We start from the raw sequence: 25,231 nt of genomic DNA, 5'->3' as shown, positions 1-25,231 counted from the left end.
CGAGCCGCTGACGAGCCGCTGACGAGCCGCCGGTGGGCCGCGACGGCTCGCGCGCGTCAGAGCGCCTGTCGGCGCGGAGCGCTGGCCGCGCCCGCCTTCTCGGGCTTCTCCCCGCGGCCGGTCACCTTCGAGTAGATGACGTCGAGGTTGGCGGTGATGTCGAGATAGAACTGAGCGTCAGGACTGTGGAAGAAATTCCTGCGCTGGCCGTCGAGGCCGAGCTGCATGTTGCTGTTGTTGTACCCGAGCGTGAGGCCAACGACCTCGTAGACCGGGTAGCTCACGCTGACATCGAAGGCCGTCTGGACGGCGTAGGTGGGGCCCTGGGAGCCCTCGTACGGGGCGCAGCCGGTCCCGATGTTGGCGCATCCCCCTTCGAACTCGTGCTTGAACTGGCTGATGAGCCTGAAGCTCGTCGCCAGGGAGAGGTCCTTGTAGAGCGGCAGGTCGACCTCGAGGCTCGTGGTCAGGCTATCCGTGGTCTGAGACACCCCGCTCAGCTGGTCGTCGAACGTCGGGTCACCGCTTACGGCCGTCCGGGGCCGCCGGAGGCCAGCTTTCACCGGCGTGTACGAGTCCGCGAACAGATGGGCGTAGGTCACGCCGAGCGTCGCCGTCACGTCGTTCAGCCCGTCTGCCTTCGAACCGAGCAGCTTGATCTTCTGGGTGATCTGCGGGCCAACCGACAGGAGGAAGTACTTGCCGGAGTTCCAGCTGTTCGGCGAGGTCGGCAGGAGCACCCGCAGCCGCATGGCCCCGTCCGTCTTGTACTCGCCTTCGTTCGCGCCACCGCTCTCCCAGAGCTCGCGGCTGTACCGGGCGCTGAGCCCGGTGTCCTTGAACTGCGGCTCACGGTAATCCGTCGTGGTGTCGCTGTTCGTGAGCTCGGTGACCCAGCCGATCTCGGCGGCCACCGACACCTTGTCCTTGGGCAGGTCGAGCAGATAGAAGTTGGGCCGGAACGTGAAGTCCCAGCCGTAGACCTGGATGGCGGGGATATACTCCCCGCCAACACCGAACAGGGTCGTGCTACCGCCCTGGTTCCAGGTGAACGTCGTCCCTCGCCAGGGCAGGGTCGTCTCTTCGTCCTCCTCCTGGACGGTGTCGGCCGCAGTGGCCTGAGTCCACTGCACCGTCGGGGAGGCCGCTGCGTCGGGCCGCGGTGACACAGGGGCGGGCGGCGGCGCTGCTGGGGGCTCCGGCTGCGCGGGCGGCGCTGGCACCGCGGGCGGAGCAGCAGCGGGCGCAGCAGCCATGCCCGGCGCAGCGGCAGGAGCGCCGGGAGCCGCGGCAGGAGCGCCGGGAGCAGCGGGAGCGGCACCACCCGGCGCCGCCGGCGCCGGGGCGGTCGGTTGCTCGGTCGGCTGGAGCGGCGTGGGGTCGACCGGCGGAGCTGTCGGCGGCGCGGGCGGCGTCTGCGCGGACGCTACCGAGATGCTGCCCAGGACACCGGCAGCCACAAGCAACGATCGGAACGTCATCTCCACTCCCTCTCCTGGTCGCCTCGGACCCTCACGCTCCACGCGCGCTCGGACCAGACGTCGGCCACGCGCCGCGCGCCCCCGGCGATCAGCACGCCGGGACACCTGCTCGGTCCGCCCCCTCTGCAGAAAACGTACCCTGCCGCAAATCGAGCCCAAGCATCTGAAATCATTCAACATACACGGCCACCGCAGCGCGCCCGTTACGCGACTGACGCGCACCCCCGTTGCGAATGTGACGATGCCTGAAGTAAGCCAGCGGGCGATGGAGCCGATGTCCTTTCCGGGCGACAGGGATTCGCCCCTCTCGCCGCGATCCCCAGGAAGCCCCCGCGGCGACGACGGCGGGGGCCACCGGCCCACCGAGATCAACGCCCTCCTGGGCCGCGGTACGCACTTCGAAGGCAAGCTCTTCTTCGAGGGCCGCGTGCGCATCGACGGCAGCTTCCGCGGCGAGATCCGCGGCGAGGACGTGCTCGTGATCGGCGAAGGGGCGCTCGTGATCGGGGAGATCCACGTCGTGACGTGCATCGTCACGGGCGGCGAGGTCCAGGCGAGCATCCGCGCCCGCGACGCCATCGAGCTCTACGCTCCATCCAAGGTGACCGGCGCCCTGCACGCGCCCGCCATCATGATCGACCGCGGCGTGCAGTTCGACGGCTCCTGCAAGATGGCCCCGCTCGACGAGGAGCCAGGCGAGCGGCCCCTGCGGCCGCCTGCGGCGTCGTCCGAGCCCGACGCCGACGCTGCCGGACAGGCCGCGAGCGCCGCGCCGACGCCCACGACGCCTACGACGCCTACGACCGACGACAGCGGCGGCAGCGCGCAACGCGCGCGGTGAGCGTTGAGCGCGCCGACGCCGACCGCTGAATTCCGACCTCGTCCGAAGAAAGCATGTTTTCTGTAGTGCGCAGGCGTGCAGCCGCGTGCTGACGGGGCTACATCTAGCGAGGGGCTGCGGTCTCGCCGCCCGAGGCGCATGTCCGCGATGTGGGGGGGAACCCGCGCTGACGGACGTCGCTCGAACAGGAGAGTCCATGAAGAAACTGTGGTCCCTGTCCTTGATCGCCTTCTCGCTCGCCGTCCTCGCCCTCTCCCTCTCGCCGCGCGCGGCCCGCGCCGCCGACGCCGAGTCGGAGAAGCTCGCGTCGCTCGGGAAGGCGCTCCGGTACACGCTGAAGACCACCGGGCCCGTCGCCGCGATCGACACCGGGGGCGCGGCGATCCTCGTGAAAGCGCCCCTGCCGACGGTCCGGAAGATCGTCACCTCCTACGGCAACTACAAGACGTTCATCGGCCCCTTCGACCAGAGCCGCGTGCTCACGAAGCGCAAGGGCACGAGCGAGGTCTACCTTCAGGTGCCGATCTTGAACGGCGCCGCGCACATCTGGACGGTCGCCGACATGTCGCCGCCCACGAAGGACGGCGCCGATGAGGTGATCTCCGGCCGCCACAAGCGCGGCAACGTCGCGGACTTCCGCGCTCGCTGGCGGCTCCGCGCCGTCGACGAGCACCACACGATCCTGAAGCTCGAGCTCTTCGTCGCCCCGAAGCTCCCTTTCCCGCCCTCGGTCGTGACGACACAGCTCGTCAAGGCGGCCGACAAGGCGGTGACCGCCGTGCGGAATCGCGCACAGTCCGAGGCGCCCCCCGGCGCCGGGGCGACAACCGCCGCCGCCACCGACGTTCCGCCGGGCGCCGCAGCGAGCACGCCCGCCGCCGCGTCCGCTGGCGCCGCTCCCGCCGCGCGAGGCGACGATCAGCGCAGCGTGACGGCGGCGCCCGCCGTGCTGCCAGCGAGCGTGGCCGATCTGCCGCCGGCCGACGACACGAGCGTCCGCCACGACAAGGACGTGGCGCGCCGCTAGCTCTCCCCGCGACCGACGCAACCGACCCGACCGACAGGGCGCCTCGCGACAGAGCGCCCAGACCCCCTCCTCCCCTTCTCTCCTTCCGTCCGCCCTTCCCCGCTCGGTCGACCGAGGCGGCTCACGCCCCCGTCGTGACGCCCGGTCGCCTCCGGCCGCCGCCGCCCACCGCTGAGCCTGTTGAAAACTCCGGAGCGCCCCGGGCGTGCTCCGGCGCGCGCTCGCCGGGTGCAATTCCGCAGATCTACGGAGGCTACGGCCCGGACCGTCCAGGGTTCCCAACAGGTTTTTCAACACGCATTCCGATTTCCCCACAAGAATTCCCACATTCCGCGGGACTTTTTCAACAAGGCGCGCCCCCGGCGGAGGTTGCGAGGGGACGGATGCATGAAGTAAAGCGTCTGCCGTGAGGTACCCCTTGCTGGACGTGCATTCAGATGCGCCGGCGCCCTCTCAGCCTCCCGCCGCGGCGGGCGCCTGCGCTTCCCGGGAGCGGTGCTCGGCCGTCTCGCGGTGGTGAGCAGAACATCGCTCCTCCTTGTCCCGACCGAGCGGCACGTTGAACGCGAGCTCGCCTCTCTCGATCTGCGCGACCCGCGCACCGCGGACCAGGAAATCCGCTCACGGTGGAGCTTCGTCTCCGAGGCGCTCGCCCTGCTGGCGCCGGACGACGCCATAGCGAGCCCCCACACAACCCGCCTCGCCACCCGGCTCGCCCTCGACGCCCTGCCGCCGGATCGGCTGCGGCAGCCGGGCGAGCCCGCCGCGCGCGTCGCGCTCGCGCACGCCCTCGACCGCGCCCTCGGGGCCTTCCGGCGCGCCGGGACCTCCCCGGCGGAGCTGCGGGCGCTCGGGACCCCGTACGCGATCGCCATCGCCGAGGTCCTCGATCGGGCGGACGCCGCCCTGCGGGCAGCGCGCCTCGTCGACCCGCGCTGCGCGGGGTTCCTGCTCGCGCGGGCGCTCCGCTCGGCCGGCGCGTCCGCCGCGCTCCCGCTCCCGCGCAAGGTCACGATCCGCGGCGCCGTGGCCTGGGAGCCCGACGATCTCGCCTGGGTCGAGGCGCTCCACGCCGCGGTCCGCGCCCGCGGCGGCGCGGGCGTCACCGTCGAGCTGCCCGCGCTGCCGGACGACGGCGCTGCGCCGGTCGCCGACGCCCTGGAGCGGCGCTGGGCCTCGCTCGAGGACGCGCCGGAGATCGCGTGGGTGCCCGACGGCGGAGCGGAGCCGCTCGCCGCCATCGCGGCGAGGACCCCGGAAGGCGAGGCGCGCGCCGCGGCCGCCGAGGTGGCCGCCGCGCTCGGCCGCGGGATCCCGCCCGAGCGGATCGCCGTCATCGTGCCGGCGCTCGACGACGCCGCGCTCGAGCCCCTCCGCGCCGCCCTCGCCGACGCGGGCGTCCGCTCGTCGGAGCCGCGCGGACGCGCCGCCGCGAGCTGCCCCGACGGGCGCGTCGCGCTCGCCCTCCTGCGCCTCGCCGTCGGGCCGGTGCGCCGCGAGCAGGCGATCGAGATCCTCCGCGCCCCCGGGGTCCACGCCGGCGCCTGGATGGACCGCACGTCCGCCGCCGAGGCGGAGCGGCGCTCGACCGACCTCGCCCACCGGCTGCGCGACGTGCCGGTCGAGGTGGATCGCACGGGCCGGCTGCTGATCGACGGCCTCATCTCGGTCGTGGCGGCCCGCCGCGCGGACCGCCGCGCAGGGACGGCGCGGACGCCGCCGGCGACCGCGGAGGAGGCGCTGAGCGACGCGGAGCTCGCCCTGGGCTTCTCGGTGCTGGGCGGCGCGCACGGCGACGAGGACGGCGACGACGAGGCGTGGATGCCGCACGCGCTGGAGCGGCTGCTCGCCAGCGCCCGCTGGATCGGCGAGGCGACGACGCGGCCCGAGATCGTGCGGCGCTTCCTTTCGCTGCTCGACAAGCTGGGCTTCGGCGAGCCCGGGATCGAGGAGCTCCGCGCCGCGCTGCGCGGCGAGCGGCGGAGCGGCGGCGCGCTCGCGCCCGAGGCGATGGGTGCGATGGGTGCGATGGGCCAAGGAGCGCGGGCCGCGCGCGCGATCCGCGAGCAGGCCGAGGCGCTCGCGCGGGCCGCGTACGACCTCGGCTGCGAGGAGCGCCCCGCCACCGCGGCCGAGATCTACGCGGAGCTCGAGCGGGCCGCGGCCGAGCAGGGCGCCGGGCCGCGCGGCGACGCCGGCCGCGCCGGCGCGGTGCGCATCGACGTCGCCGCGGGGTTCACGGCGCTCGAGCACGACGTGGTGGTGGTGACCGGGCTCGACGCGCGCGCCTACGGCGGCAGCCCGGGCGCGGACGAGACGCTGCTCGGCGAGGCGCTCCGCGGGAGGCTGCCGGCGCCGAGCCGCCCCGCGACGGGGCGCGAGCGCCAGGCGGCCCAGCGCGCGGAGCTCGGCTGGGCGCTCGCCGGCGCCCGGCGCGTCGCCCTCTGCTTCACGCGCGGGGACGACAGCGAGCCGAACGAGCCGCACCCGCTCTTCACCGCGGCCGCGGCGGCCGGCGCGCACCAGCGGACGGAGCCCGCCTCGCGCGTCGCCCCGGACGCGGCGCCCCTCGGCCCGCACGACGCGGAGCTCATCGCCCTCGCGGGCGGCGGGCGGCCGGCGGCGGACCTCGCGGAGCGGATCCGGATCGAGCGCGCCCGCGCGGACTTCTTCCTCGATCCACGCGCGCCGATCGACCTCCACACGGGCCGCGTCCTCGTCGACCGCGACCCCGCGCTCGCCGCGCAGCTCAGGGCCGCGATCGGCGGGGCGCACCCCGGCAGGCCGATCGCCGTCACCCACATCGAGCGCGCCGTGGGCTGCGCCTTCGCGGCGTTCGCCCGGCGCGTCCTGCACGTGCGCCGCGCCGAGGATCTCGCCGAGTCGGCCGACGCGCGCGAGCGCGGCACGCTGATCCACCGCGCGCTGCAGGCCTCGTTCGAGGCGCTGCGCGAGCTCGGCCCGGAGCGCGATCCGGCCGAGCAGCTCGCCGCGGCGCGCGCCGCGGCCGAGGCGGCGCTCGGCGTCTCGACGCCCATGGCCCCGCTCCGCCGCGAGGCGGTCGAGAAGGCGATCGCGGACGTGATGGAGGTCGTGGCCCGCACGCTCGACGGAGACGGGGAGGACGCGTCGCCGGAGCTCCGCTTCTTCCTGGCCGAGCGGCGCTTCGGCGCCGGAGAGCCGCCCCCCTGGCAGCCGCTCGAGCTCCCCCCGCTGTCCGACGAGGAGGGCGGCCCGAGCCTGTGGGTCGACGGCCAGATCGACAGGCTCGATCGATCGACCGACCAGCGCGTCGTGCGGGTCGTCGACTACAAGACAGGCAAGCTCCCCGACGCCAAGGAGCGGCGGAGGGCGCTCCAGCTGCCGCTGTACAGCGCCATCGCGGCGCGCGCGCTGGGCGCGGAGGAGGTGCGGGCCGTCTACATCGGCGTGCGCCAGCGCGGGCTCATCGAGCTGTGGCCGCGCACGGCCGAGGACCAGCGCGCGCTCGCCGAGGGCTGGGCCGAGGCCGCGCGCACGGCGCGGGCCGCGGTCGTCGCGCTCTGGGAGGGCAAGGCCGCGCCGCGGCCGGCGCTCTCGACGATGTGCGCGCGGTGCGACGCGCGCGACGTGTGCCGCCGCCCCGCCGTCGTGCCGAGCGACGAGGCCGCGGAGGAGGTCGCGTGAGCTCCGCGCCGCGCGGCGCGGAGCTCGCCGAGGGCGACGCGCTCATCTACGCCTTCCGCCGCAACGTCGTGGTCGCCGCGAGCGCCGGCACCGGCAAGACCCACCGCCTCACGGCGCTCTACGTGCTGCTCACGCTCGGCCTCACCTCCCTCGGCCTGCCCGACGCCGCGTCCGCCGCGCCGCCCGTGCCGCCGGACCGCATCGTCGCGACGACGTTCTCGCGCGCCGCGGCGCGGGAGATCGCCCACCGCGTCGAGCGATCGCTCCGCGAGATCGCCCGCTGGAACGGCGAGGCGGACATCCCCTTCGCCGACATCCTCCGGGCGCGGCGGGCGGCCGTCGCCGGCCTCGCCGGCGGCGCGTCGCTGCCCGTCGCCGAGCTGCGCAAGCGCGCGGAGGAGGCGCTCGCCCGCCTCCCCGCCGCGCGCATCGACACGCTCCACGGCGTCGCCAAGCAGATCGTGGACCGGCACGCGATCGCGATGGGGCTCTCGCCCTCGGCCCGGATCCTCGACGAGGAGGAGGCGCAGGCGCTCAGCGACCTCGCGGTCGACGAGGCGCTGAGCCGCGCGCTCGCCGAGGGGGGCGAGCGCGCCGAGGCCGCGCGCGCGCTCATCGCCGCGACGGGCGGCGTCGAGGCCGCGCGGAGCGAGGTCACGCGGCTGCTCGACCGGCTCGACGAGGACGGCCTCGCGCCGCGCCGGCTCGCCGTGTCCGACCACGCCGCCGAGGCCGGCGCGCTCGCGCGGGAGCTCCGCCGCCTCGCCGCCGAGAGCGCCGCGCTCGGCAGCGCCGCCTTCCGCGCGCCGGCGGCGGCGCTCGCGGCGGCGCTCGGCCGCGAGGACGGCGGCGCGCCCTTCCCCGCGAGCGCGGCGAGCGCCCCGCTCATCGAGCTCCTCACGCAGCGCAAGCCGCACAAGAGCAAGTTCACGCCGGCCGACGAGGCGCTCATCGCCTTCCGCGAGGCGCTGCCGGGCGAGACCCACCGCGACAAGGCGCAGCAGCTGCTCGGCTTCCTCCGCGAGGCCCCGGCGCTGTCGCGCCGCGAGGCGCGGATCGTCGAGCTGCTGGAGGAGATCCGCGAGCGGCTCTCGGCGATCCGCCGCACCGAGGGCGGCCTCGGGTTCGGGGATCTCCTGCGCGCCGCCCGCGACGGCCTGCGGGACGATCCGGCGATCGGCGCGGCGGTCCGCGGCTCGGTCGACGTGCTGCTCGTCGACGAGTTCCAGGACACGAGCGCGGTGCAGCGCGATCTCGTGTACCTCCTGCGCGAGCGGGGCGACGCCGCCCTCTCGCGCCCGGCCGGCGCGGCCCCGACGGCGGCCGGCCTGTCCGGTCATGGCCTGTTCCTCGTCGGCGATCGCAAGCAATCCATCTACGGGTTCCGCGGAGCCGACGTCTCCATCTTCTGCCGCGTCTGCGCGGAGCTCGCCGGCGCCGCCGCGGGCCGCGCGCTCGAGCTCGCGCCCGCGCTCTGGTCGCCGGACCCGAGCGCCGATTTCGTGGCGCTCCGCGAGAGCCGCCGGTCGACGCCCGAGCTGCTCGCGTTCATCAACGCCTTCTCCGCGCGCGATTTCGCCCAGGATCGCGGCGCGGGCGACGGCGACGCGGGCGCGCCGCGCGAGTTCGAGATCGCCTACAGCGCGGCCGAGCACCTCGTCGCGGCGCCGGGCAGGGCCGCGGAGGGCCCGACGGACGTCGTGCTCGTCAGCGACGGCGGTGGCGCTCCGGACGGGGTCGACGCCCTCGTCCGGGACGCGCGCGGACAGCTGCGCGAGGCGCTGATCGCGGCCGCGTACATCGCGCGGCGCGTCCGCGGCGCGGGCGGCGACGGCGCCGCGACCGGCGATCTGCGCTTCCGCGACGTCGCCGTGCTCACCCGCCGGAGGAGCACGATCCCGCTCGTCGAGCTGGCGCTCGCGCGCCTCGAGATCCCGTACGTGGTGGCCGGCCGCGCGCTCTTCGACGCGGCCGAGGTCCGCGATCTGGCCGCGATCCTCCGCCTCCTGCTCGATCCGCGCGATCGCCTGGCCCTGGCGACCGTCCTCCGCGGCCCGGTGGTGGCGCTCTCCGACACGTCGCTCGCGCTCCTCGCGCCTCCTGGCCGCGGCCTCGCGGTCCCGTTGCTCGGCCGCTGGCCCGCCGCCGCGCTGGCGCAGGGGGCCTGGTCGCCCTCCCCGGACGACGCCGAGCTCGACGACGGGCGCCCGCTCCCCGTCCTCGCGCGCCTGCCCGCGGGCGATCGCGAGCGCCTCGAGGCGTTCCGCGCCCGCTACGCCGGCCTGCGCCGCGCGGCGCTCCGCTCGACGCCGGGCGAGGCGATCCGCGCCGCGGTCACCGCCTTCGATCTCGACCGCGTCATCGCGGCGCTCCCTCGCGCCCAGGCCCGCCTCGGCAACGTCGACCGCCTCGTCTCCATCGCCCGCCGCCGGGGCGGCTCGCTCGCGAGCTTCGTCCGCTGGCTCGACCGCCGCATCCGCGACGAGGCGGACGAGCCCGAGGCCGCTGTCTTCTCGCCCGAGGACGACGCCGTGCGGCTCACGACGATCCACGCCAGCAAGGGGCTCGATTTCCCGGCCGTCGTGCTGCTGGATCTCAACACGGAGCCCCGCGCGGCCCAGCCTGGCCTGAGCTACGTCCCCGCCGCGGGGGACCGGCCTGCCGCCCTGCTCGTGCGCCACTACGCGCGGGTCGTCGACGGGCGGTCGCGGACCGGCTCGCTCCATGACGCCGAGGCGGCGGCGCGCGGGCCGTCGTTGCCCGTCAGCACGCCCGCGCTCCAGGCGGCGCGCGCCGAGGTGCGGGCGCGGGAGCGCGCCGAGCGGCAGCGGCTCACGTACGTCGCGATCACGCGCGCCCGCCGCGAGCTCGTGCTCGTCGGCGCCGAGGCGAAGCCGCGGAGCGGCTCGGCGTGGCTCACGCTGAAGGCGGCGGTCGACGCCGAGCCCCGGGCCGCGGCCGCGGCCGACGCCGAGCCCCGCAGCGCCGCGGCGGATCTCGGCGTCGAGGCCCCCACGCTCGCCGGCACCCTCCGCGCGACGCTCGACGCCAGCGCGCTGCTCGCCGGGGCGAAGGCGCCCGCGCCCGGCACCGACGCGTACGCGCGCGCCGCGCCCGCTCCCCGGGCGCCGCCGGCGACGGGGCCTGCCCGCGCGCAGACCGTGCTGGTCGCGGCGGCGTCCCTCGCGGCGTTCCAGGCGTGCCCGCGCCGCTTCCGGCTGCGCCACCTCCTCGGGATCGGCGAGCCTGCCGGCGAGGGCCAGCTCGGCCTGTTCGACGTCGAGGGCCCGCCCGAGCTCCCGGGCGAGGAGCGCGTCGAGCTCGAGGACGGCGCGGACCCTCGCCCTCCCGGCCGCGCCGTGCACCGGGTGCTCCAGCGCTGGCCGCGCGCGCGCTGGGGTGAGCCGACCGAGCCCCAGGACGTCGCCGCCCGCCTCACCTTCGAGGGGTTCCCGCCGCACGGCCCGGACGTGCTGCGCACCGCGGAGCGCGTCGCGCGCTTCCTGGACGGCCCCTACGCGCGGCAGGTGCGCGGCGAGGAGGCGTCGCTCCTCCGGGAGGAGGCGCTCGTGCTCGACGTCGAGCCCCAGCGCGCCGGACGGCGGCGCGGCGCGAGGCTCGCGCTCTCGCTCGCCATCGATCTCGCCGTCCTGCACCCGGGCGGCCTCATCGACGTCGTCGAGTACAAGCGCGCGCGCCCCCGGGCGGATCTCTCGCCGTACGAGCTCCGCCTGCGCGCGTGTGCGCTCGCGCTCAGGAGGCGCCACCCCGACCGCCCCGTCCGCGCAGGCGTGCTCTTCGTCGGCGCCGAGGTCGAGCCCGTGTGGCTCGCGGCCTCGGGCCCCATGGGGACCTTCACCGACGACGAGCACGCGCGGTTCGAGCGCGAGCTCGCCCGGCTCGCCGAGCGCTTCGCCGAGGCGAGGGCCGAGGATCGCTTCGACGGCGTCCCCGCCGAGGCGTGCCGCAAGCTGCGCTGCGGCTTCGTGCGCGCCTGCCACGGCTAGCGTCGCCGCGGCCCCCCGGAACGCGCTCGAGATCGAGCGAAGGCGGTACGGCGCTCGTGGAGCGCCCCCCCGCTACACCCCCGCCTGCTCCTCGAGCTCCTCCGGCGACGCGCTCTGCGCCGGAGCGCGCCGCGGCGGCTCCAGCACGAGCGGCAGGATCTCCTCCATCGACGACACCATCGTGATCTTGATCTGATCCTTGACGTCCTGCGGCACGTCCTCGAGGTCGCGCCGGTTCTTCGCCGGGATGAGCACGTGCCGGATCCCGGCGCGGTGGGCCGCGAGCAGCTTCTCCTTGACGCCGCCGACCGGCATCACCCGCCCGCGCAGCGAGATCTCCCCCGTCATCGCGACGTCGCTGCGCACCGGCGCCCCGAGCAGCAGCGACGCCACCGCGGCGAACATCGTCACGCCCGCGCTCGGCCCGTCCTTCGGCGTCCCGTGCTGCGGGATGTGCACGTGCAGATCGATCTCCTTGAGCCACTCCGGATCGAGGTGCAGCCGATCGGCCTTGCTGCGCACGAAGCTCACCGCCGTGCTCGCCGACTCCTGCATCACGTTCCGCATGTTGCCGGTGAGCACCACGTTGCCCTTGCCCGGCATCTTCGTCGCCTCGATGAAGAGGATCTCGCCGCCCGCCGGCGTCCACGCGAGGCCGGTCGCGACCCCGGGCTGGAGCGTCCGCTCGGCGATCTCGGGGCGGTGCTTGTGCGGGCCGAGCACCTGCTCCACGTGCTCGGGCGTCGCCACCTCGCGCACGTCGTGGCCCTCGGCGACCTTCACCGCCGTCGCGCGGCACACCGCCGCGATCTGCCGCTCCAGGCCGCGCACGCCCGCCTCGCGCGTGTAGTGGTCGACGACCGCCTCGATGCCCGGCTCCGTGAACTCCAGGCGCTCGTCCGTGAGCCCGTGCGCCGACAGCTGCTTCGGCACAAGGAACTCCCGCGCGATCCCCAGCTTGTCCGTCCGCGTGTAGCCGGGCACCTCGATGACCTCCATGCGGTCGACGAGCGGCCCCGGGATCCCGTCCCAGTTGTTCGCGGTCGCGAGGAACATCACCTGCGACAGATCGAACGGCAGGTCGAGGTAGTGGTCCTGGAACGTCGAGTTCTGCTCCGGATCGAGCACCTCGAGGAGCGCCGCCGCCGGATCGCCCCGCAGGTCGACGCCCATCTTGTCGACCTCGTCGAGCACGAGCACCGGGTTCTTGGTCCCCGCCTTCTTCAGCGCCTGCAGGATGCGCCCGGGCAGCGCGCCCACGTAGGTGCGCCGGTGCCCGCGGATCTCCGCCTCGTCGCGCACGCCGCCGAGCGCGATCCGCTCGTAGCGGCGCCCCATGCTGCGCGCGATCGACTTGCCGAGCGACGTCTTGCCGACGCCGGGCGGCCCGATGAAGAGCAGGATCGGCCCCTTCTTGTCCGTGCGGAGCTGCCGGATCGCCGAGTACTCGACGATCCGCTTCTTCACCTTCTCCAGCCCGAGGTGATCCTCGTCGAGGCAGCGCCGAACGCTCTCGACGCTCAGCTTGTCCACCGTCGTCTTGGACCACGGCAGATCCGCGATCCACTCGAGGTACGTCTTGGTCACGTTGAACTCGGCCGACTGCTGCGCCATCGAGCGCAGCCGGCTGAGCTGCTTGCGGACCACCTTGTCGACCTCCGCCGGCACCTTGGCGCGCCGGATGCGCTCGCGGAGCTCCTCGATCTCGTCGTCGTCGCCGCCCTCGCCGAGCTCCTCCTTGATCGACTTCATCTGCTGCCGGAGGATGTACTCGCGCTGCGACTTGCCCATCTCCTCCTGCACCATGGAGGAGATCTCCTTCTTGACCCGCAGCACCTCGAGCTGGCGGCCGACCATCGCGAGCACGAGGCGGACGCGCGCCTTCACGTCGAACGCCTCGAGGATCTCCTGCTTGTCGCCGACCGAGGCCTGCGCCTGCGGGAAGTTCGAGGCGATCAGATCGGCGAGCGCGCCCGGCTCGCGCACGTTGTCGAGGATGCCCGCCGTGTCGCGCGGCAGGTTCGGCATCAGGCCGAGCACCTCGCGCGTCGCCTCGCGCAGGCCCGCGCCGAGCGCCTCGAGCTCCACGTCGCGCACGAGCGACTCCGGGATGCGCTCGATCCGCGCGCGCATGTACGGCTCCAGCGAGAACGCCGACTTCACCCGGAAGCGGCCGAGCCCGTTCAGCACGACCGAGTAGTTGTTCGGGCCGAGCCGGATGACCTTCACCACGCGCGCGACCGTCCCGACGGAGTAGAGCTCCTTGAACGTCGGCTCGTCCACGTCGGGCGACCTCTGGCTGATCACGCCGACCAGCGCGCGCTCGCGGCCGAGGAGATCCTCGACGAGGCGCACGCTCCGCGGCCGGCCGACGTTGATCGGCACGACCGACATCGGGAACAGCACCGAGTTGCGCAGCGGGAGGATCGGGACGCTATCCGCGTCGGGCGAGGGAGGCGTTCGCGAAGAAGGATCGCCGGTCGGCATGCAGACAACCCTAGTACAGCGCTCTTCTCGAAGCCATGACGCGGGCGCGCCGCTAGAAGTCCTTGATCTTCCAGACCCCGTGCTCGCGCGTGAAAGCGACCGTGCCGCCGGCGCCATAGGCCATCGACGCGCTGTCCCCGGTCTCCTCGATGGTCGCGGTCGGCAGCGCCGCCTTGATCGCCTGGACGACCCGGTTGATCTGCTCCTTCTGCGGCCCCTCCCAGGCGCTCTTCAGCTTCTCGGGCGTGAGCTGCCCCGCGTCGGCCGCGGCCTTGACCGTCCCGGGCCGACCGCCCGGCTTCTGCGCCGCGTCAGCTCCCGCGCCGGGCGGCGCGGCTCCAGGTCCGGCTCCCGCGCCGGGCGGCGCGGCGCCAGGTCCGGCGGGCTGCGCCGGGCCCTCGCCGGCGCGCGCGGAGCCCGCCTCGCCGGGGGGGCCTGCCTCCTCGGGCGCGGCGCCCGCGGGCTCGACGAGGCCTTCCCTCTCGGCGTCGGGAACGTAGCGCATGATCACGTCATAGCGCCGCCGCTCGAAGGCCCGCAGGAACCCCACCAGCGCCTGCCGGGGCGTCGCCTGACCGTAGAGATCGACCGCCGCCGCGTCGAGCCGCCAGCGGCCGCCCTCGAAGACGAGCAGGAGCTCCTCGCCGTTCGGCATGGTGACCGTCGCGGTCACCACCGGATCGGCCGCGGGCCGCGCGATGGCGCGGGCGATCTCGAGCGCGTCGTCCGGGTTGTCCCGCACCGCGCGCCGGAAGGCCTCGAGCGACATCGACCGCTTGGCCTCGTCCGAGAGCAGCCGGTAGGCCGCGTCGACGCGCCCCTCCTGGAGCGCCTGCGCGTAGGCCCGGAGCGTGTCGCTCGGGCCCTGCTGAGCGTAGCTCGAGCCGCACGCCGGGAGCGCGAGGACGAGCAGGAGAAGCGCCGTGCGTTTCACGGATCGGCCCATAGCACACGCGGCGGCGAGCGCGCAGACGGCGCGGCGCCTGGGTGCGACTTGCCGGCGATCGCCAGGAGGCGCTACCCCTTGAGTAGATGGATAGCCGCCGCCTTGAACGCCGCCCAGAAGCCAGAGCGCTCAGCGTCGAGCGTCTGCTGTTGGACATCCGGGACGGCAAGCTTCGGATCCCCGAGTTTCAGCGCCCGCTCCGCTGGCGCTCCGCGCATGTCCTCGACTTCTTCGACAGCGTGTACCGCGGGTTCCCCGTCGGTGTGCTCATCCTGTCCAAGCTGTCAGCTGAGCCGCGGCTCTTGCACTTCGGCCCGCTCCGCGTGGACGCCCCCGCCATGCCCGACGCGATCTTCGTCGTCGATGGCCAGCAACGCATCAACGCGCTCGCCGGCGCCCTGCTGCACCCCGACAAGCGGCCCCGCGGCGACATCCACGCGGTGTGGTTCGATCTCGAGGAGGAGCGCTTCGTCCGCCTGCGCTCGGCAGAGCCTCCGCCGCACTGGATCCCGCTGAACGTCGTCTCGGATTCAGTTCTGCTGCTCGACTGGCTGCACGAGTGGCCGTTCGGAAAGCAGCGGCGCGATCTGGTCGAGCGCGCCATCGCGCTCAGCAAGGCAATCCGAGAGTACCAGATCCCGGCGTACGTCGTGGAAGAGGCCTCGAACGAGTTTCTCCGGCTGATCTTCAAGCGGGCGAACACGTCCGGCGTTCCGATGAAAGAGAGCGAGGTGTTCGATGCGCTCTTCAACGGCACAGCGCTGCGCCCGCTCGAGAGCGCCTGCGCACGTCTCCAGGAACAGACCGGGTTCGGGGTCATGGCCCCAGATGTGTTCCTGCGCTGCCTCAAGGCCGTCGAAGGGCGGGATCCGCGGCACACCTTCACGGAACGCGAGGGCGATGCGGCGGACGTGAGGGCGGCCGCCGTCGAGGACACGGAGACCGCATTACGGCGCGCGATCGCGTTCCTCGCCGACGACGCCGGGATCATTCACCTACAGCTCCTGCCCTACCAGCTCCCGCTCATCCTCCTCGCCCGGTTCTTCCACCTGCACCCGAGCCCACACTCGCGCACGCGGACGCTCCTGGTCCGCTGGATCTGGCGCGGTGCGCTCGCTGGCATCCACGCGGACAGCGGCCACCCGACCGTCAACCAACTTCAGTCCAAGATCGACCGCGACGAGTTCGCCTCCGTGGAACGCCTGCTCCTCACGGCCCCGAAGCAGGCGGCATCACCGACCGCCTCCACGGTCTGGTCGGGACACAGCGCGGCCACGCGGCTCTGCGCGGTCGCCATGCTCCACATGGATCCCCGGAACGTCGATACGGGCGAGGTCTACACGCTGCAGGAGATTCAGAGGCTGCTCGACAGGCGGGATCTGGCCAAGATCTTTCGCGACGTGGACAGTCACGCGCCGTCGACGGTCGCACGGCGCATCCTGCTCCCAGGCAGCCGGCAGCTCGCCCGGCTCCCACCCGCGCCGGATGAGGTGTTGCGAAGCCATGGGCTGGACCGAGACGCAGCAAATGCGCTTCAGCGCGGGGACATCGCCGGGTTCGTTGAGCGCCGACAGCGAGAGCTGGATCGATGGTTTCAGCGCTTCTTCTCGGAGCGAAGCGCTCCGGGCGAAACCGACCGGCTCCCCATCGCTGAGCTGGTCCGGCGCGTCGAGGCGCAGGCTGCCACGACATGAGCGCCCTCGAGGTCCGTCTCGGCTCGGTGCGGGTCGGCATCCTGGAGCGCTTCAACGACTGGGACTACCGCTTCTCGTTCGACGATTCCTGGCTCCGCACGACCGATGCCCCGGTGCTCGGTCAGCTCTTCGAGGACCGCAAGCCGGGTGACATCGAGAGCACCGGCAACCTGATTTGCTGGTTCGATCACCTCCTCCCTCAGGGACCGCTTCGCCGCGCCGTCGCCAAGCAAGCCCGCTGCGATGAGGACGACGAGTTCGACTTGCTGCAAATCCTCGGCGAGGATCTTCCGGGCGCTGTGGTCCTGGTTCCCTGCCTGCCACGGCTCTCGCGCGATTCCAGTGTGAGCCGCGTCCAGGCTCCGCCCACGGCGGAGGGGCTGCTCCATTCGTCGCTGGCGGGAGCGCAGTACAAGCTGTCGGTTCGCGAGGGCGAGCGTGGCCTGACCCTCCCGGTGCAAGGGCAGACGGGATCCTACATCGCGAAGTTTCATGATCCGCTCCACAAGGAGCTACCTCGGGTCGAGCTCGCCACGATGCTCTGGGCACGAGCGTCGGGCATCTCGGTGCCGCCGTGCCGACAGGCGCGCATCGAAGAGTTCATCGAGCTTCCGGACGGCACGCCGATCGGCGACGGAACGGTCTTCCTCATCGAGCGCTTCGATCGCCTGCCCGGCGGCGAGCGCGTCCACATCGAGGATCTGGGCCAGGTGCTCGACCGCTCGCCTGGCGACCCACAGTACACAGGGCGCTACGAGCACATCGCGGCCGTCCTCGCGCAGCTCGCCCCGGATGATCTGCGACCCTACTGCGAGCGCCTCGTGTTCTGCGTGCTCTGCGGGAACACGGACGCCCACCTCAAGAACTGGTCCTTGATCTATCCGGACAAGCGTCACCCCCGCCTACGATCTGGTAGCGTCCATCCTCTACGTACCGCCGCTCGCCGACAGGCTCGCGCTCGACCTCGGCGGTTCGCGGCGGTTCGAGGACGTGCGGGTCGAATCGTTCCGCCTGCTGGCAGAGGTCGCCGATCGCCCGTTCGACGAGGTAGCGGGCTGGGTCCGGCAGGCGGCGGAGCGCGTGCGCGAAGCATGGCAGGAGCATGCGGCGGAGCTGCCTTACCTTGCAAAGGAGCGCACGCGCATCGACGAGCACATGTCGCGCGTCCCGCTGGCGACCGCCACGCCGTCCAGCTGACGGATTACCGCCCGTCACTTCGCGCGCTTCAGCACCGCCCCGTCCTTCGCCGGCGCGCCATCGCTGCCGTCCGGCGATCCCTCGTTGATCCAGTAGACGGTCGCCTCGTCCACCGCGATGTCGCCCGGCCGCGCCTGCCCCGAGGCCAGCACCTCCTGCTCCCCGCCGCCCTTCGGCATGCGCACGACCGTCCCCGCGTCGCGCCGCGTCCAGTACACGTGCCCCTCGTCCACCGCGAGGCCGTTCAGCTGGCCCTGATCCGACGCGATCTCCTCGGGCGCGCCGACCTCCGCCCCGCTCAGATCCGCCCGGAAGACGCTGCCGCCCTCGAAGCTCGCCCAGTAGACCGCCGCCGCGTTCCCCTCCCCGTCCACGTCGAGCGCGATCTCCCGCGGGGTGAGCTGCTCCGCGGCGACCGTCACCGAGGCCTCTCCCACGCGGCACGCCACCGCCCCGTCGGTCCTGCCCAGCGTGCCCTGGTACGTCCAGCACACGGTGTCCCCCGCGCTGGCTACGCGGTAGGGCGACGAGAACGCCGTGCCGGTCGGCGTCAGCTCCTCCGGCGCGCCGAGCTCGACCTCCGCGCCGCTGCCGTTCAGCTGCGCCCGGAACACGCCGCCCCCCCAGAGCTCGGTCCACGCGAGCGCGCCGCCCGAGAGCGCGAGCCCCTCGGGCTGCTCCAGCTCCGCGAGCAGCACGCGCGGCTCGCCGCCCGCGAGCAGCACGCGCGGCTCGCCGCCCGCGAGCGGGACCACCCTCAGCGTGCCGTCCTCCGCGTTCGTCCAGAAGGCCACCTGCCGCGCCTCGTCGATCGCGAGATCCCGCGGCGAGGCCTGCGTCGCGCCGAGGATCAGCGGATCGCCGCCGCCGACGGGCGCCGTCTTCAGCTCCCCGTCCTGCTGGGCCATCCCCTCCCCGTCGAACGTGGCGCCCGCGATCCACGTCACGCCGCCCGCCGCCACCCGCAGCGACACCGGGTGGACCTGCGCCACCGCCACGGGGACGGGCGCCGACGCGTCGGGCACCGTGGACTCGCCGCCCATCAGCGCCGACCAAGGGCCGCACGTCGGCAGATCCGTGCCCTTCCTGCGGCACTGCCCCTCGCCCGCCGCCGCGATCGCGAGCCCCGCGAGCTTGCCGCTCTGCGCCCGCCGGCACACCTCGACAGGCAGCCGGAGCACGTTGCCCTCCTCCACCCGGAAGCCCGCGTCGCTCTCCGCGTCGAGCGGCACGAAACACGCGCTCTCGCCGCAGATGCCGCCGCCCTGCGTGAGCAGCGCGACGTTCACGTCGCCGCTCGGCGCGGCGGCCCGGCAGACGGTGCCGTCCGCCGCGAACGCCTCGAGATCGACCGGCGCCGACGCGGCGCCGGCGAAGCACTTCAGCGTGTCGAAGCAGATCCCGTCGCCGTCGCCTGCCCCGCCGCCGAACACGGCCACGGCCTCGTAATCGGGCAGCGCGCGCGAGTCGACCTCGCGCGGCACGCACGAGCCCGCGACGCAGCTCTGGCCCTCCGGGCAGCTGTTCTTGACGAGCACGTTGCCCTCCGCGTCGCGCAGCGCGTTGCCCTGCTCGTCGCGCTCGACCTCGGCCGAGCCGTCGCACAGGAACTGGATGGGCATGTGCAGCGTCGCCGTGCGCCCCTCGGGCACGGTCGTCAGCACCTCGCGGAGCAGGCGCACCCCGTCCTTCCCGCCGCGGCTCGCGATGACGCGCACCCGGAGCGACTGCGAGGGGTCGTCGGGCGTGAGGAAGCCAAGCGTCGCCGGCAGGCGGATCGACCCGTCGGTCCCGAGCCGCTCGAACGTCTCGTCGTAGACGACGGACCCGTCGAGCGTCGCCTCGATCCGGACCGTATCGATGTCCTTCGGCAGCGACATGTCCGTCTGGAAGACGACCATGAGCTGCCCCTTCTCCCCGCCGCAGGCCGACCCCGCCGCCGCCGCCGCGAGCGCGAGCAACGCCGCCGCCGGCACCGACCTGGTCCGCTTCGCCCGCTTCGTCCGATTCATCCGCATCAACGTCTCCCTCCGAAGCCGAGCGGGACCGTGCCCAGGCTGCCCTGCTCCGCCGGCGTCCCCGGCTCGAAGAGCAGCGAGCCCGCGACGAGCGCGCCCGCGAAGATCGCCGCGCCGCCGCCGATCCAGAGCCACTTGCTCGCGCCGCCCCGCGGCGCGGCGCGCTCCAGCGACACGTCGATCCGGCGGCGCTCGTCGTCGCGGACCAGGATCTGCGCCTCGTGCGGCGTCATCCCCGGCGCCGTCACCCGCAGCGCGTGGGTCCCGCTCTGCACCGAGCCCTCCCAGCGGCCCTTGCCCACCACCTTGCCGTCGATCGCGATGAGATCGTCCTGCCCCGCCGCGATGGCGAGCCGCCCCCGGTGCACCGCCCGGTCGAGCCGCGCCGCGAGCGCGACGCTGTCGCCGCCCACGACCTTCACCTGCCGGACGAGATCGACGAAGCCCGGCTTCGACACGCGGATGCGGCGCTCGCCGATGTCGATCGGCACCGGCGCGGCGAGCGGCGTCGTCCCGACCGGCTCGTCGTCCACGAACACCGCGGCCCCCGGCTCGCTCGCCGTGACATCGAGGAGGGACACGAAGCTCCCGGCGGCCTTGATGAGATCGGCGACGTCCTGCCTGTCGCGCGCCGACAGCGCGGCGCCCGCCTCGGCCTCCATCCGGCGCAGCGTCGCGATCATCGCCGCGTAGCGCCGCAGGTTCTTCTGGCAGAGCGCGACCTTCCAGAGCAGCCGGTGATCGCGCGACAGCTCGTAGGCGCGCTCGTACCGCGCGAGCGCGCCCGCGTAGTCGCCGTCGTCGAACAGCGCCGCGCCCGCCCCGTGCTCTGCCCTGGCCATCCCGGTCAGCGACTCCGCGAGCGGCGTCTCCGCGAGCGGCGTCTCCGCGGGCGGCGTCGCGGCGGGCGGCGTCGCGGCGGGCGGCGTCCCTGCGGGCGCGGAGCGCGCCGGCTGGGCCGCGGCGACGCCCGCCGCGAGCCCCACGCCGAGCGCGGCCGCGGTGGCGCGCCCCCAATGGCCCAGGTGTTTCCCTCGCATCGATGCTCCTTGCTGGCGGAGGCGCGCCGCGATGGCCGCGCTCCGGCTCTCCGACGCTCCACCTCGGATTACCGCGATGGTACCCGATGCACGCGCCGCACGAGCAACTGTTGGAAACGTCTCGGACAAATCGTCTTTGCTCCGCTTGCGCTCGCGGGGATACCATCCGGCGCCCATGAGAGGCTTCATCACGGTGGGCGCGGCGCTCGCGGGCGCGCTGATCGGCATCGCCCTCGGCCCGTCCTCCGCGCGCGCGGAGGGGCCTGGCGCCGTTGCGCTCAGCCGGTTCGAGCCGACACCCGCGGGTGATCCGCTCTTCGGTGTGCCGTCGCCGTTCATCGGAGGGCACCTGGTCCCGCGCGGGCTCGCCCTGTTCGACCACGCGGAGGATCCGCTCACGCTCGGAGGCGGCGCCTCGCCCGAGCGGGCGATCGTCGGCAGCCAGTCGCTCCTCCACGTCGGCGGCTCCCTCTCGCTGTGGGATCGGCTGCTCGTCTCGGCGTCGCTGCCGCTCGCGCTCGCCCAGAGCGGCGACGGCGCCGCGGCGGCGGCCGGCGCGGGCGCGCCCGAGGCGCCCTCTTCCCCGGCGCTCGGCGATCTGCGCCTCGGCGTGCGCGTGCGGCTGCTCGGCGACGACGGCGACCCCTTCCAGCTCGGCACGAGCGCGTCCCTGCACCTGCCCACGGGCAGCTCGGACGCGTACGTCGGCGATGGGGCGGTCCGCGTCACGCCGCAGCTCCTGCTCGGCGGGCGCATCGCGCGCGTCGTGTGGAGCGTCGCGGCCGGCGCGGTGATGCGGAGCTCCGAGAGCCCCTCGACGCTCGCTTATGGCGGCGGCGCGGGCGTGCTCCTCTGGGACGACCGGCTGCAGCTCGGCCCGGAGGTGCTGGCCGAGACGATGCTCCAGGGCGGCTCCCTGTCGCTCACCGCGCGCGAGCGGGTCGAGGTGGAGAGGACGACGAGCGCCGAGCTCCTGCTCGGCGCTCGGTTCCGCCCGTTCCGCCCTTCCCGCCCCCTCGCTGGCCTCGTCGTCGGGGCGGCCGCCGGTCCGGGCATCGGCGACGCGATCGGCACGCCGTCGTTCCGCGCGATGGGGACGGTGGCGTGGGCTCCCCCGGCGCCGCCCGCCGGCGCGGCGGCGGACGCCGGCGCGAACGCAGATCCGGACATGGACGGCATCCCCGGCGCGCGGGACGCGTGCCCGTACGCGCACGGCCCGGCCAGCGCCGACGCGAAGAGGAACGGCTGCCCCGTCGAGGACGAGGACGAGGACGGCGTCGCCGATCAGGACGACCTCTGCCCCCATGCGGCCGCGGGCTCCGGGGGCGGCGACCCGTCGCGGCGCGGCTGCCCGGAGCCGGCGCAAGGCGAGCAGGGGCCGGCCGCGGGCGGCGCGGGGCGATGACGGTGACGAGCGCGATCGGGCCATGGGACGCGGCCCCGCGTGGCGAGAGAGGGTGAAGAGGATGAAGCGAACCGCCATGATCACCGCGCTCGGCGCCACGCTGGCGCTCGCCGCGGCGCCGCGGAGCGCGGCCGCGCAGTGCTCCGCCGCGGCCCCGTTGCAGGACCTCATCGATGGCCTCGCCTTCCGGTGGGACATCGGGATGGACGGGGTGATCGGCGACGGGACGAACGACGCCTTCGACACCGGCATGGCGCTGCGGGTGGACGGGATCAGCTTCCCCTCCTCGCCCCGGGCCGAGGAGATGGACGGGCGGCAGCTCGTCCATGGGCCGGCGCTGATGGGCGAGCTCGAGGTCACCCGGAAGATCTACGTGCCGACGGACGAGGGCTGGGCGCGCTTCCTGGAGATCCTCCGCAACCCCACCGCCGGCGAGCGGACGGCGGTCGTGCGGATCGAGACCAACGTCGGATCCGACAACAGCACCACCATCACGCAGTCGTACACGGGCGATCTGGAGTTCACGCCGGCGGATCGATGGCTCGCCACGGACGACGCCGACGACATGGCGGGGGATCCGAGCCTCCATTTCAATTTCTTCGGGCCCTCTGCGGCGATCGTGCCGGGGAGCGTCGGGATGACCACCTTCGACTGCGCGGCGACGCAGGGGCCCGTCGTCGAGTTCCCCCTGAAGCTGCCGCCCGGGGCGACGCGGATCGTCATGCACTTCGGCGGACAGCGCGCGAGCCGGGCCGATTCCCACGCGGGCGCGGCCCACCTCGACGCGCTCCCGGCGCCGGCGCTCGCCGGGATGTCGGTGCGCGAGCGGTCCTACGTCGTCAACTGGGACGCGGACGGCGACGGGGACGACGACGACGACGGCGTGAAGGACCTCGACGACAACTGCCCGTCCGCGCCGAACCCGGCTCAGGCCGACGCCGACAGCGACGGCGCGGGCGACGCCTGCGATCCCGACGACGACGGCGACGGCGTCCTCGACGGCGACGACAACTGCCCGCTCACGCCGAACGCCGATCAGTCGGACCTCGAGGGCGACGGCGCGGGCGACGCCTGCGATCCCGACGACGACGGCGACGGCGTGCCCGACGGCGTCGACAGCTGCCCGTCGGCGCCCAACCCGGGGCAGGAGAACAACAAGGACGAGTCGCCGCCGGACGAGCGCGGCGACGCGTGCGACGACGACGACGACAACGACGGCCTGGGCGACGAGGTCGACAACTGTCCGGTCGTCCCCAACCCCTATCAGGCCGACGCCGACACGGACGGCCGGGGCGACGCGTGCGACCTGAACGCGCTGGACAGGGACGACGACGGCGTGGAGGACGGCGTGGACAACTGCCTCTCCATCCCGAACCCCGACCAGTCCGATCTCGACCGCGACGGCGAGGGCGACGCGTGCGACGGCGACGGCGACGGCGACGGCGCGCCCGACGACGGCGACAACTGCCCGCTCACGGCGAACCCGAGCCAGCGCGACGTCGACGACGACGGCTACGGCGACCGGTGCGACGACGACGACGACGGCGACGGCGTACCCGACGCCGGCGACAACTGCCCGTTCCTCGCGAACGAAGGGCAGGAGGACGCGAACGGCGACAACGCCGGCGACGCGTGCGACTGCAGCGCGCCGGCGAAGCCTGACGGCACGCCCTGCGACGACGGCGACCCCTGCACCCGGACCGACGCCTGCGACGGCGGCGTCTGCAAGGGCGCCGATCCGGTCGTGTGCGCGCCCTCCGGGGACGTCTGCACCTCCGCGCGGTGCCACCCGAGGCACGGCGAGTGCGCGCTCTTCCCCAACGAGGGCGCCCGCTGCCCCGGCGGCACCTGCGTGGCCGGCGGCTGCGTGCCCGATCACGCCGGCAGCGGCGGCGGCGGCGCGGGCGGCGAGGACGGCGCGGGCGGCGGCGACGCCGGGGCGGGCGGCGGCGACGCGGGCCCGGGCGGCGGCGACCCCGGGGCGGGCGGCGGCGGAGGCGACGGCGGCGAAGACGGCTCGGGCGGCGAGGGCGCCACCCCCAGGCCGCTGCGCGGCGATCCCCGGGCGCACGGCAACGGCTGCGGGCTCGCGGCGGGCGCCGACGGGACGGCTGGCTCGGCAGCGGCGTGGCTCGCCGCCGCGTCGCTCCTCGCGCGGTGGCGGCGGCGGCGCGGGTGACGCGCGCCGCCGGCCGCGTCACTCCACGGGCGGGCTGACCCCGGGCGCGCCTCCGGCGGCGGCGCCCCCCTCCCCCGCTGCCGCCGGCTGGCGAGGCCCTTCGGCGCCGGCGCTCCCGGCCTTGCCGCCGGCGTAGCGCCTGCCGGCTCGCTCGGACGCCTTCAGGACGGGGCCGCGGATCGTCTCGATGGCTTCCGCCGGAGCGCTGGAGATCTCCAGGTTGGAGAGCACCGCGGAGACGACGCGGAGCCATTGATTGCGCGCCGCCAGGATCGTCGCGTTCACGACCGGCGCGGTCTTCTCCTTGGCGGCGAGCGCGTCCCGCCGGTGCTCGATCGTCGAGAGCTCCTTGCCCGACGCGATCCACCGCTGCACGGTGTGGAGCAGCGTCGTCTTGCCCGGCGCCGGGATCACCTTGAGGAACGCGGCGGTCGAGGGCTCCTCGTCGAGGAGCCGGGCGATCCGCGCCGTGTTGCCCGACTCCGCGGTGGGCGACGCCTTGATGATGGCGAGCCCGGTCGGGAACAGGCTGGCCTGGGCCCGATCACATGCCTCCGCCCCCCCGACGTCCGGCGGCTCCTCCGCCAGACAGTGCTCGCGGTGCGCGTCGATGCCGTACGAGACCGCCTTGGCCAGGTGATCGTGGCGCTCGTCGACCTTCGAGAGCTCGTCGTTCAAGGCCGTCATCCCGGCCGACGCGCCCGTCCTGCTCGGGCGAACCGCCAGCACGGCGCCGTGGACCTCGGCCACCTTGTCGTGCAGCCCGGCGATCTCCGGGATCGACAGGAACAGCCGCTTCCGCTGGGCATCCTCGATCCACGGAGCGACGAGGGCGACCATCTCTTCAATCATCAGGTGTTTCAACATGGGACAGACCTCCACGTGGGGGACAGCGCGTCGAGCCCAGGGAAGCGCCTGTCTCGTGTCCTGTCGATGACACCCGATTACAGGAGCAACCGCGGAGCGCGCAGGGCGGCCCCGAGGCGCGCCTCGGGGTGACCGACGCGACGTGACGGCCCTCACCGGCGCCCGTCATGGGCCGAGGCTCACAAGAGCCGGAGGGAGGCGGCCCCGATCTGGCGCGGAGCGTAATTTTGAAGGGAAGCCCAGGTGTGGACCTGGGCTCCGCGGTCCCGGCAAGGTCCTGGGGAGATCGCGATCTTGGCGACGCGTCGAAATCCGGCGCTCGGCCTGATCGCAATCTGGGCGAGCGCCTGACGACAGGCGTCAGCTCAGGTCACGT

14 protein-coding genes and 1 pseudogene are annotated in these 25,231 nt (G+C 74.2%); 9 read left to right on the top strand and 6 right to left on the bottom strand.

Annotation, left to right across the window (positions count from 1 at the left end):
• Positions 1-56: 56 nt before the first annotated feature.
• Positions 57-1,481, bottom strand: a complete 1,425-nt coding sequence (locus WMF44_RS15420) for a hypothetical protein (protein WP_437299874.1) — start codon at positions 1,479-1,481, stop codon at positions 57-59.
• Positions 1,482-1,722: 241 nt separating this feature from the next.
• Here WMF44_RS15420 and WMF44_RS15415 point away from each other — a divergent pair, with 241 nt between their 5' ends.
• The 4 genes from WMF44_RS15415 (at position 1,723) to WMF44_RS15400 (ending at position 11,022) form a co-directional block, all read left to right on the top strand.
• Complete coding sequence (locus tag WMF44_RS15415; protein WP_437299873.1) at positions 1,723-2,322, top strand: bactofilin family protein; 600 nt, start codon at positions 1,723-1,725, stop codon at positions 2,320-2,322.
• A gap of 196 nt (positions 2,323-2,518) precedes the next feature.
• Positions 2,519-3,349 carry an SRPBCC family protein gene (locus WMF44_RS15410; protein WP_437299872.1) on the top strand — a complete coding sequence of 277 codons (831 nt, stop codon included), beginning with the start codon at positions 2,519-2,521 and terminating at the stop codon, positions 3,347-3,349.
• A gap of 516 nt (positions 3,350-3,865) precedes the next feature.
• Positions 3,866-7,015: a PD-(D/E)XK nuclease family protein gene (locus tag WMF44_RS15405; protein WP_437299871.1), complete on the top strand. Its 3,150-nt coding sequence runs from the start codon at positions 3,866-3,868 to the stop codon at positions 7,013-7,015.
• Positions 7,012-11,022 (top strand): UvrD-helicase domain-containing protein, encoded by a 4,011-nt coding sequence (locus WMF44_RS15400; RefSeq protein WP_437299870.1) that lies wholly within the window; start codon positions 7,012-7,014, stop codon positions 11,020-11,022. The genes WMF44_RS15405 and WMF44_RS15400 overlap by 4 nt, the downstream gene beginning before the upstream one ends.
• A gap of 72 nt (positions 11,023-11,094) precedes the next feature.
• Here the strand turns inward: WMF44_RS15400 and lon are convergent, their stop codons facing one another.
• Positions 11,095-13,509: an endopeptidase La gene (gene lon / locus WMF44_RS15395; RefSeq protein ID WP_437299869.1), complete on the bottom strand. Its 2,415-nt coding sequence runs from the start codon at positions 13,507-13,509 to the stop codon at positions 11,095-11,097.
• Positions 13,510-13,561: 52 nt separating this feature from the next.
• Positions 13,562-14,443: a hypothetical protein gene (locus tag WMF44_RS15390; RefSeq protein ID WP_437299868.1), complete on the bottom strand. Its 882-nt coding sequence runs from the start codon at positions 14,441-14,443 to the stop codon at positions 13,562-13,564.
• A gap of 161 nt (positions 14,444-14,604) precedes the next feature.
• Between WMF44_RS15390 and WMF44_RS15385 the strand changes: the two genes are divergently transcribed.
• The 3 genes and pseudogenes from WMF44_RS15385 (at position 14,605) to WMF44_RS15375 (ending at position 17,346) form a co-directional block, all read left to right on the top strand.
• Positions 14,605-16,149 (top strand): DUF262 domain-containing protein, encoded by a 1,545-nt coding sequence (locus WMF44_RS15385; protein ID WP_437299867.1) that lies wholly within the window; start codon positions 14,605-14,607, stop codon positions 16,147-16,149.
• Positions 16,146-16,979: pseudogene (locus WMF44_RS15380) on the top strand (type II toxin-antitoxin system HipA family toxin); the annotation flags it as partial. The gene WMF44_RS15385 and the pseudogene WMF44_RS15380, both read left to right, overlap by 4 nt.
• Positions 16,980-17,139: 160 nt before the next feature.
• Positions 17,140-17,346 carry a hypothetical protein gene (locus WMF44_RS15375; protein ID WP_437299866.1) on the top strand — a complete coding sequence of 69 codons (207 nt, stop codon included), beginning with the start codon at positions 17,140-17,142 and terminating at the stop codon, positions 17,344-17,346.
• A gap of 14 nt (positions 17,347-17,360) precedes the next feature.
• On the opposite strand, the gene WMF44_RS15370 is transcribed toward WMF44_RS15375, so the two are convergent.
• Both WMF44_RS15370 and WMF44_RS15365 read right to left on the bottom strand, forming a co-directional pair.
• On the bottom strand, positions 17,361-19,364 hold the full coding sequence (locus tag WMF44_RS15370; protein ID WP_437299865.1) for a hypothetical protein: 2,004 nt from the start codon (positions 19,362-19,364) through the stop codon (positions 17,361-17,363).
• On the bottom strand, positions 19,364-20,404 hold the full coding sequence (locus WMF44_RS15365) for a PEGA domain-containing protein (RefSeq protein WP_437299864.1): 1,041 nt from the start codon (positions 20,402-20,404) through the stop codon (positions 19,364-19,366). Before WMF44_RS15365 ends, WMF44_RS15370 begins: the two co-directional genes overlap by 1 nt.
• Before the next feature lie 175 nt (positions 20,405-20,579).
• On the opposite strand from WMF44_RS15365, the gene WMF44_RS15360 reads away from it, so the two are divergent.
• Together WMF44_RS15360 and WMF44_RS15355 are read left to right on the top strand one after the other, a co-directional pair.
• A complete protein-coding gene (locus WMF44_RS15360; RefSeq protein WP_437299863.1) occupies positions 20,580-21,809 on the top strand; it encodes a hypothetical protein in 1,230 nt (409 codons plus the stop codon).
• A gap of 61 nt (positions 21,810-21,870) precedes the next feature.
• Positions 21,871-23,988 (top strand): thrombospondin type 3 repeat-containing protein, encoded by a 2,118-nt coding sequence (locus WMF44_RS15355; protein WP_437299862.1) that lies wholly within the window; start codon positions 21,871-21,873, stop codon positions 23,986-23,988.
• An 18-nt stretch (positions 23,989-24,006) separates the two neighbouring features.
• Here WMF44_RS15355 and WMF44_RS15350 read toward each other — a convergent pair whose 3' ends face one another.
• A complete protein-coding gene (locus WMF44_RS15350; protein ID WP_437299861.1) occupies positions 24,007-24,855 on the bottom strand; it encodes a hypothetical protein in 849 nt (282 codons plus the stop codon).
• Between the last annotated feature and the right edge of the window lie 376 nt (positions 24,856-25,231).

The sequence above is a fragment of the Sorangium sp. So ce426 genome, from assembly GCF_051475585.1.
Classification (GTDB): Bacteria; Myxococcota_A; Polyangia; order Polyangiales; family Polyangiaceae; genus Sorangium; species Sorangium cellulosum_B.
This window is presented reverse-complemented; position numbering and strand designations above follow the sequence as displayed.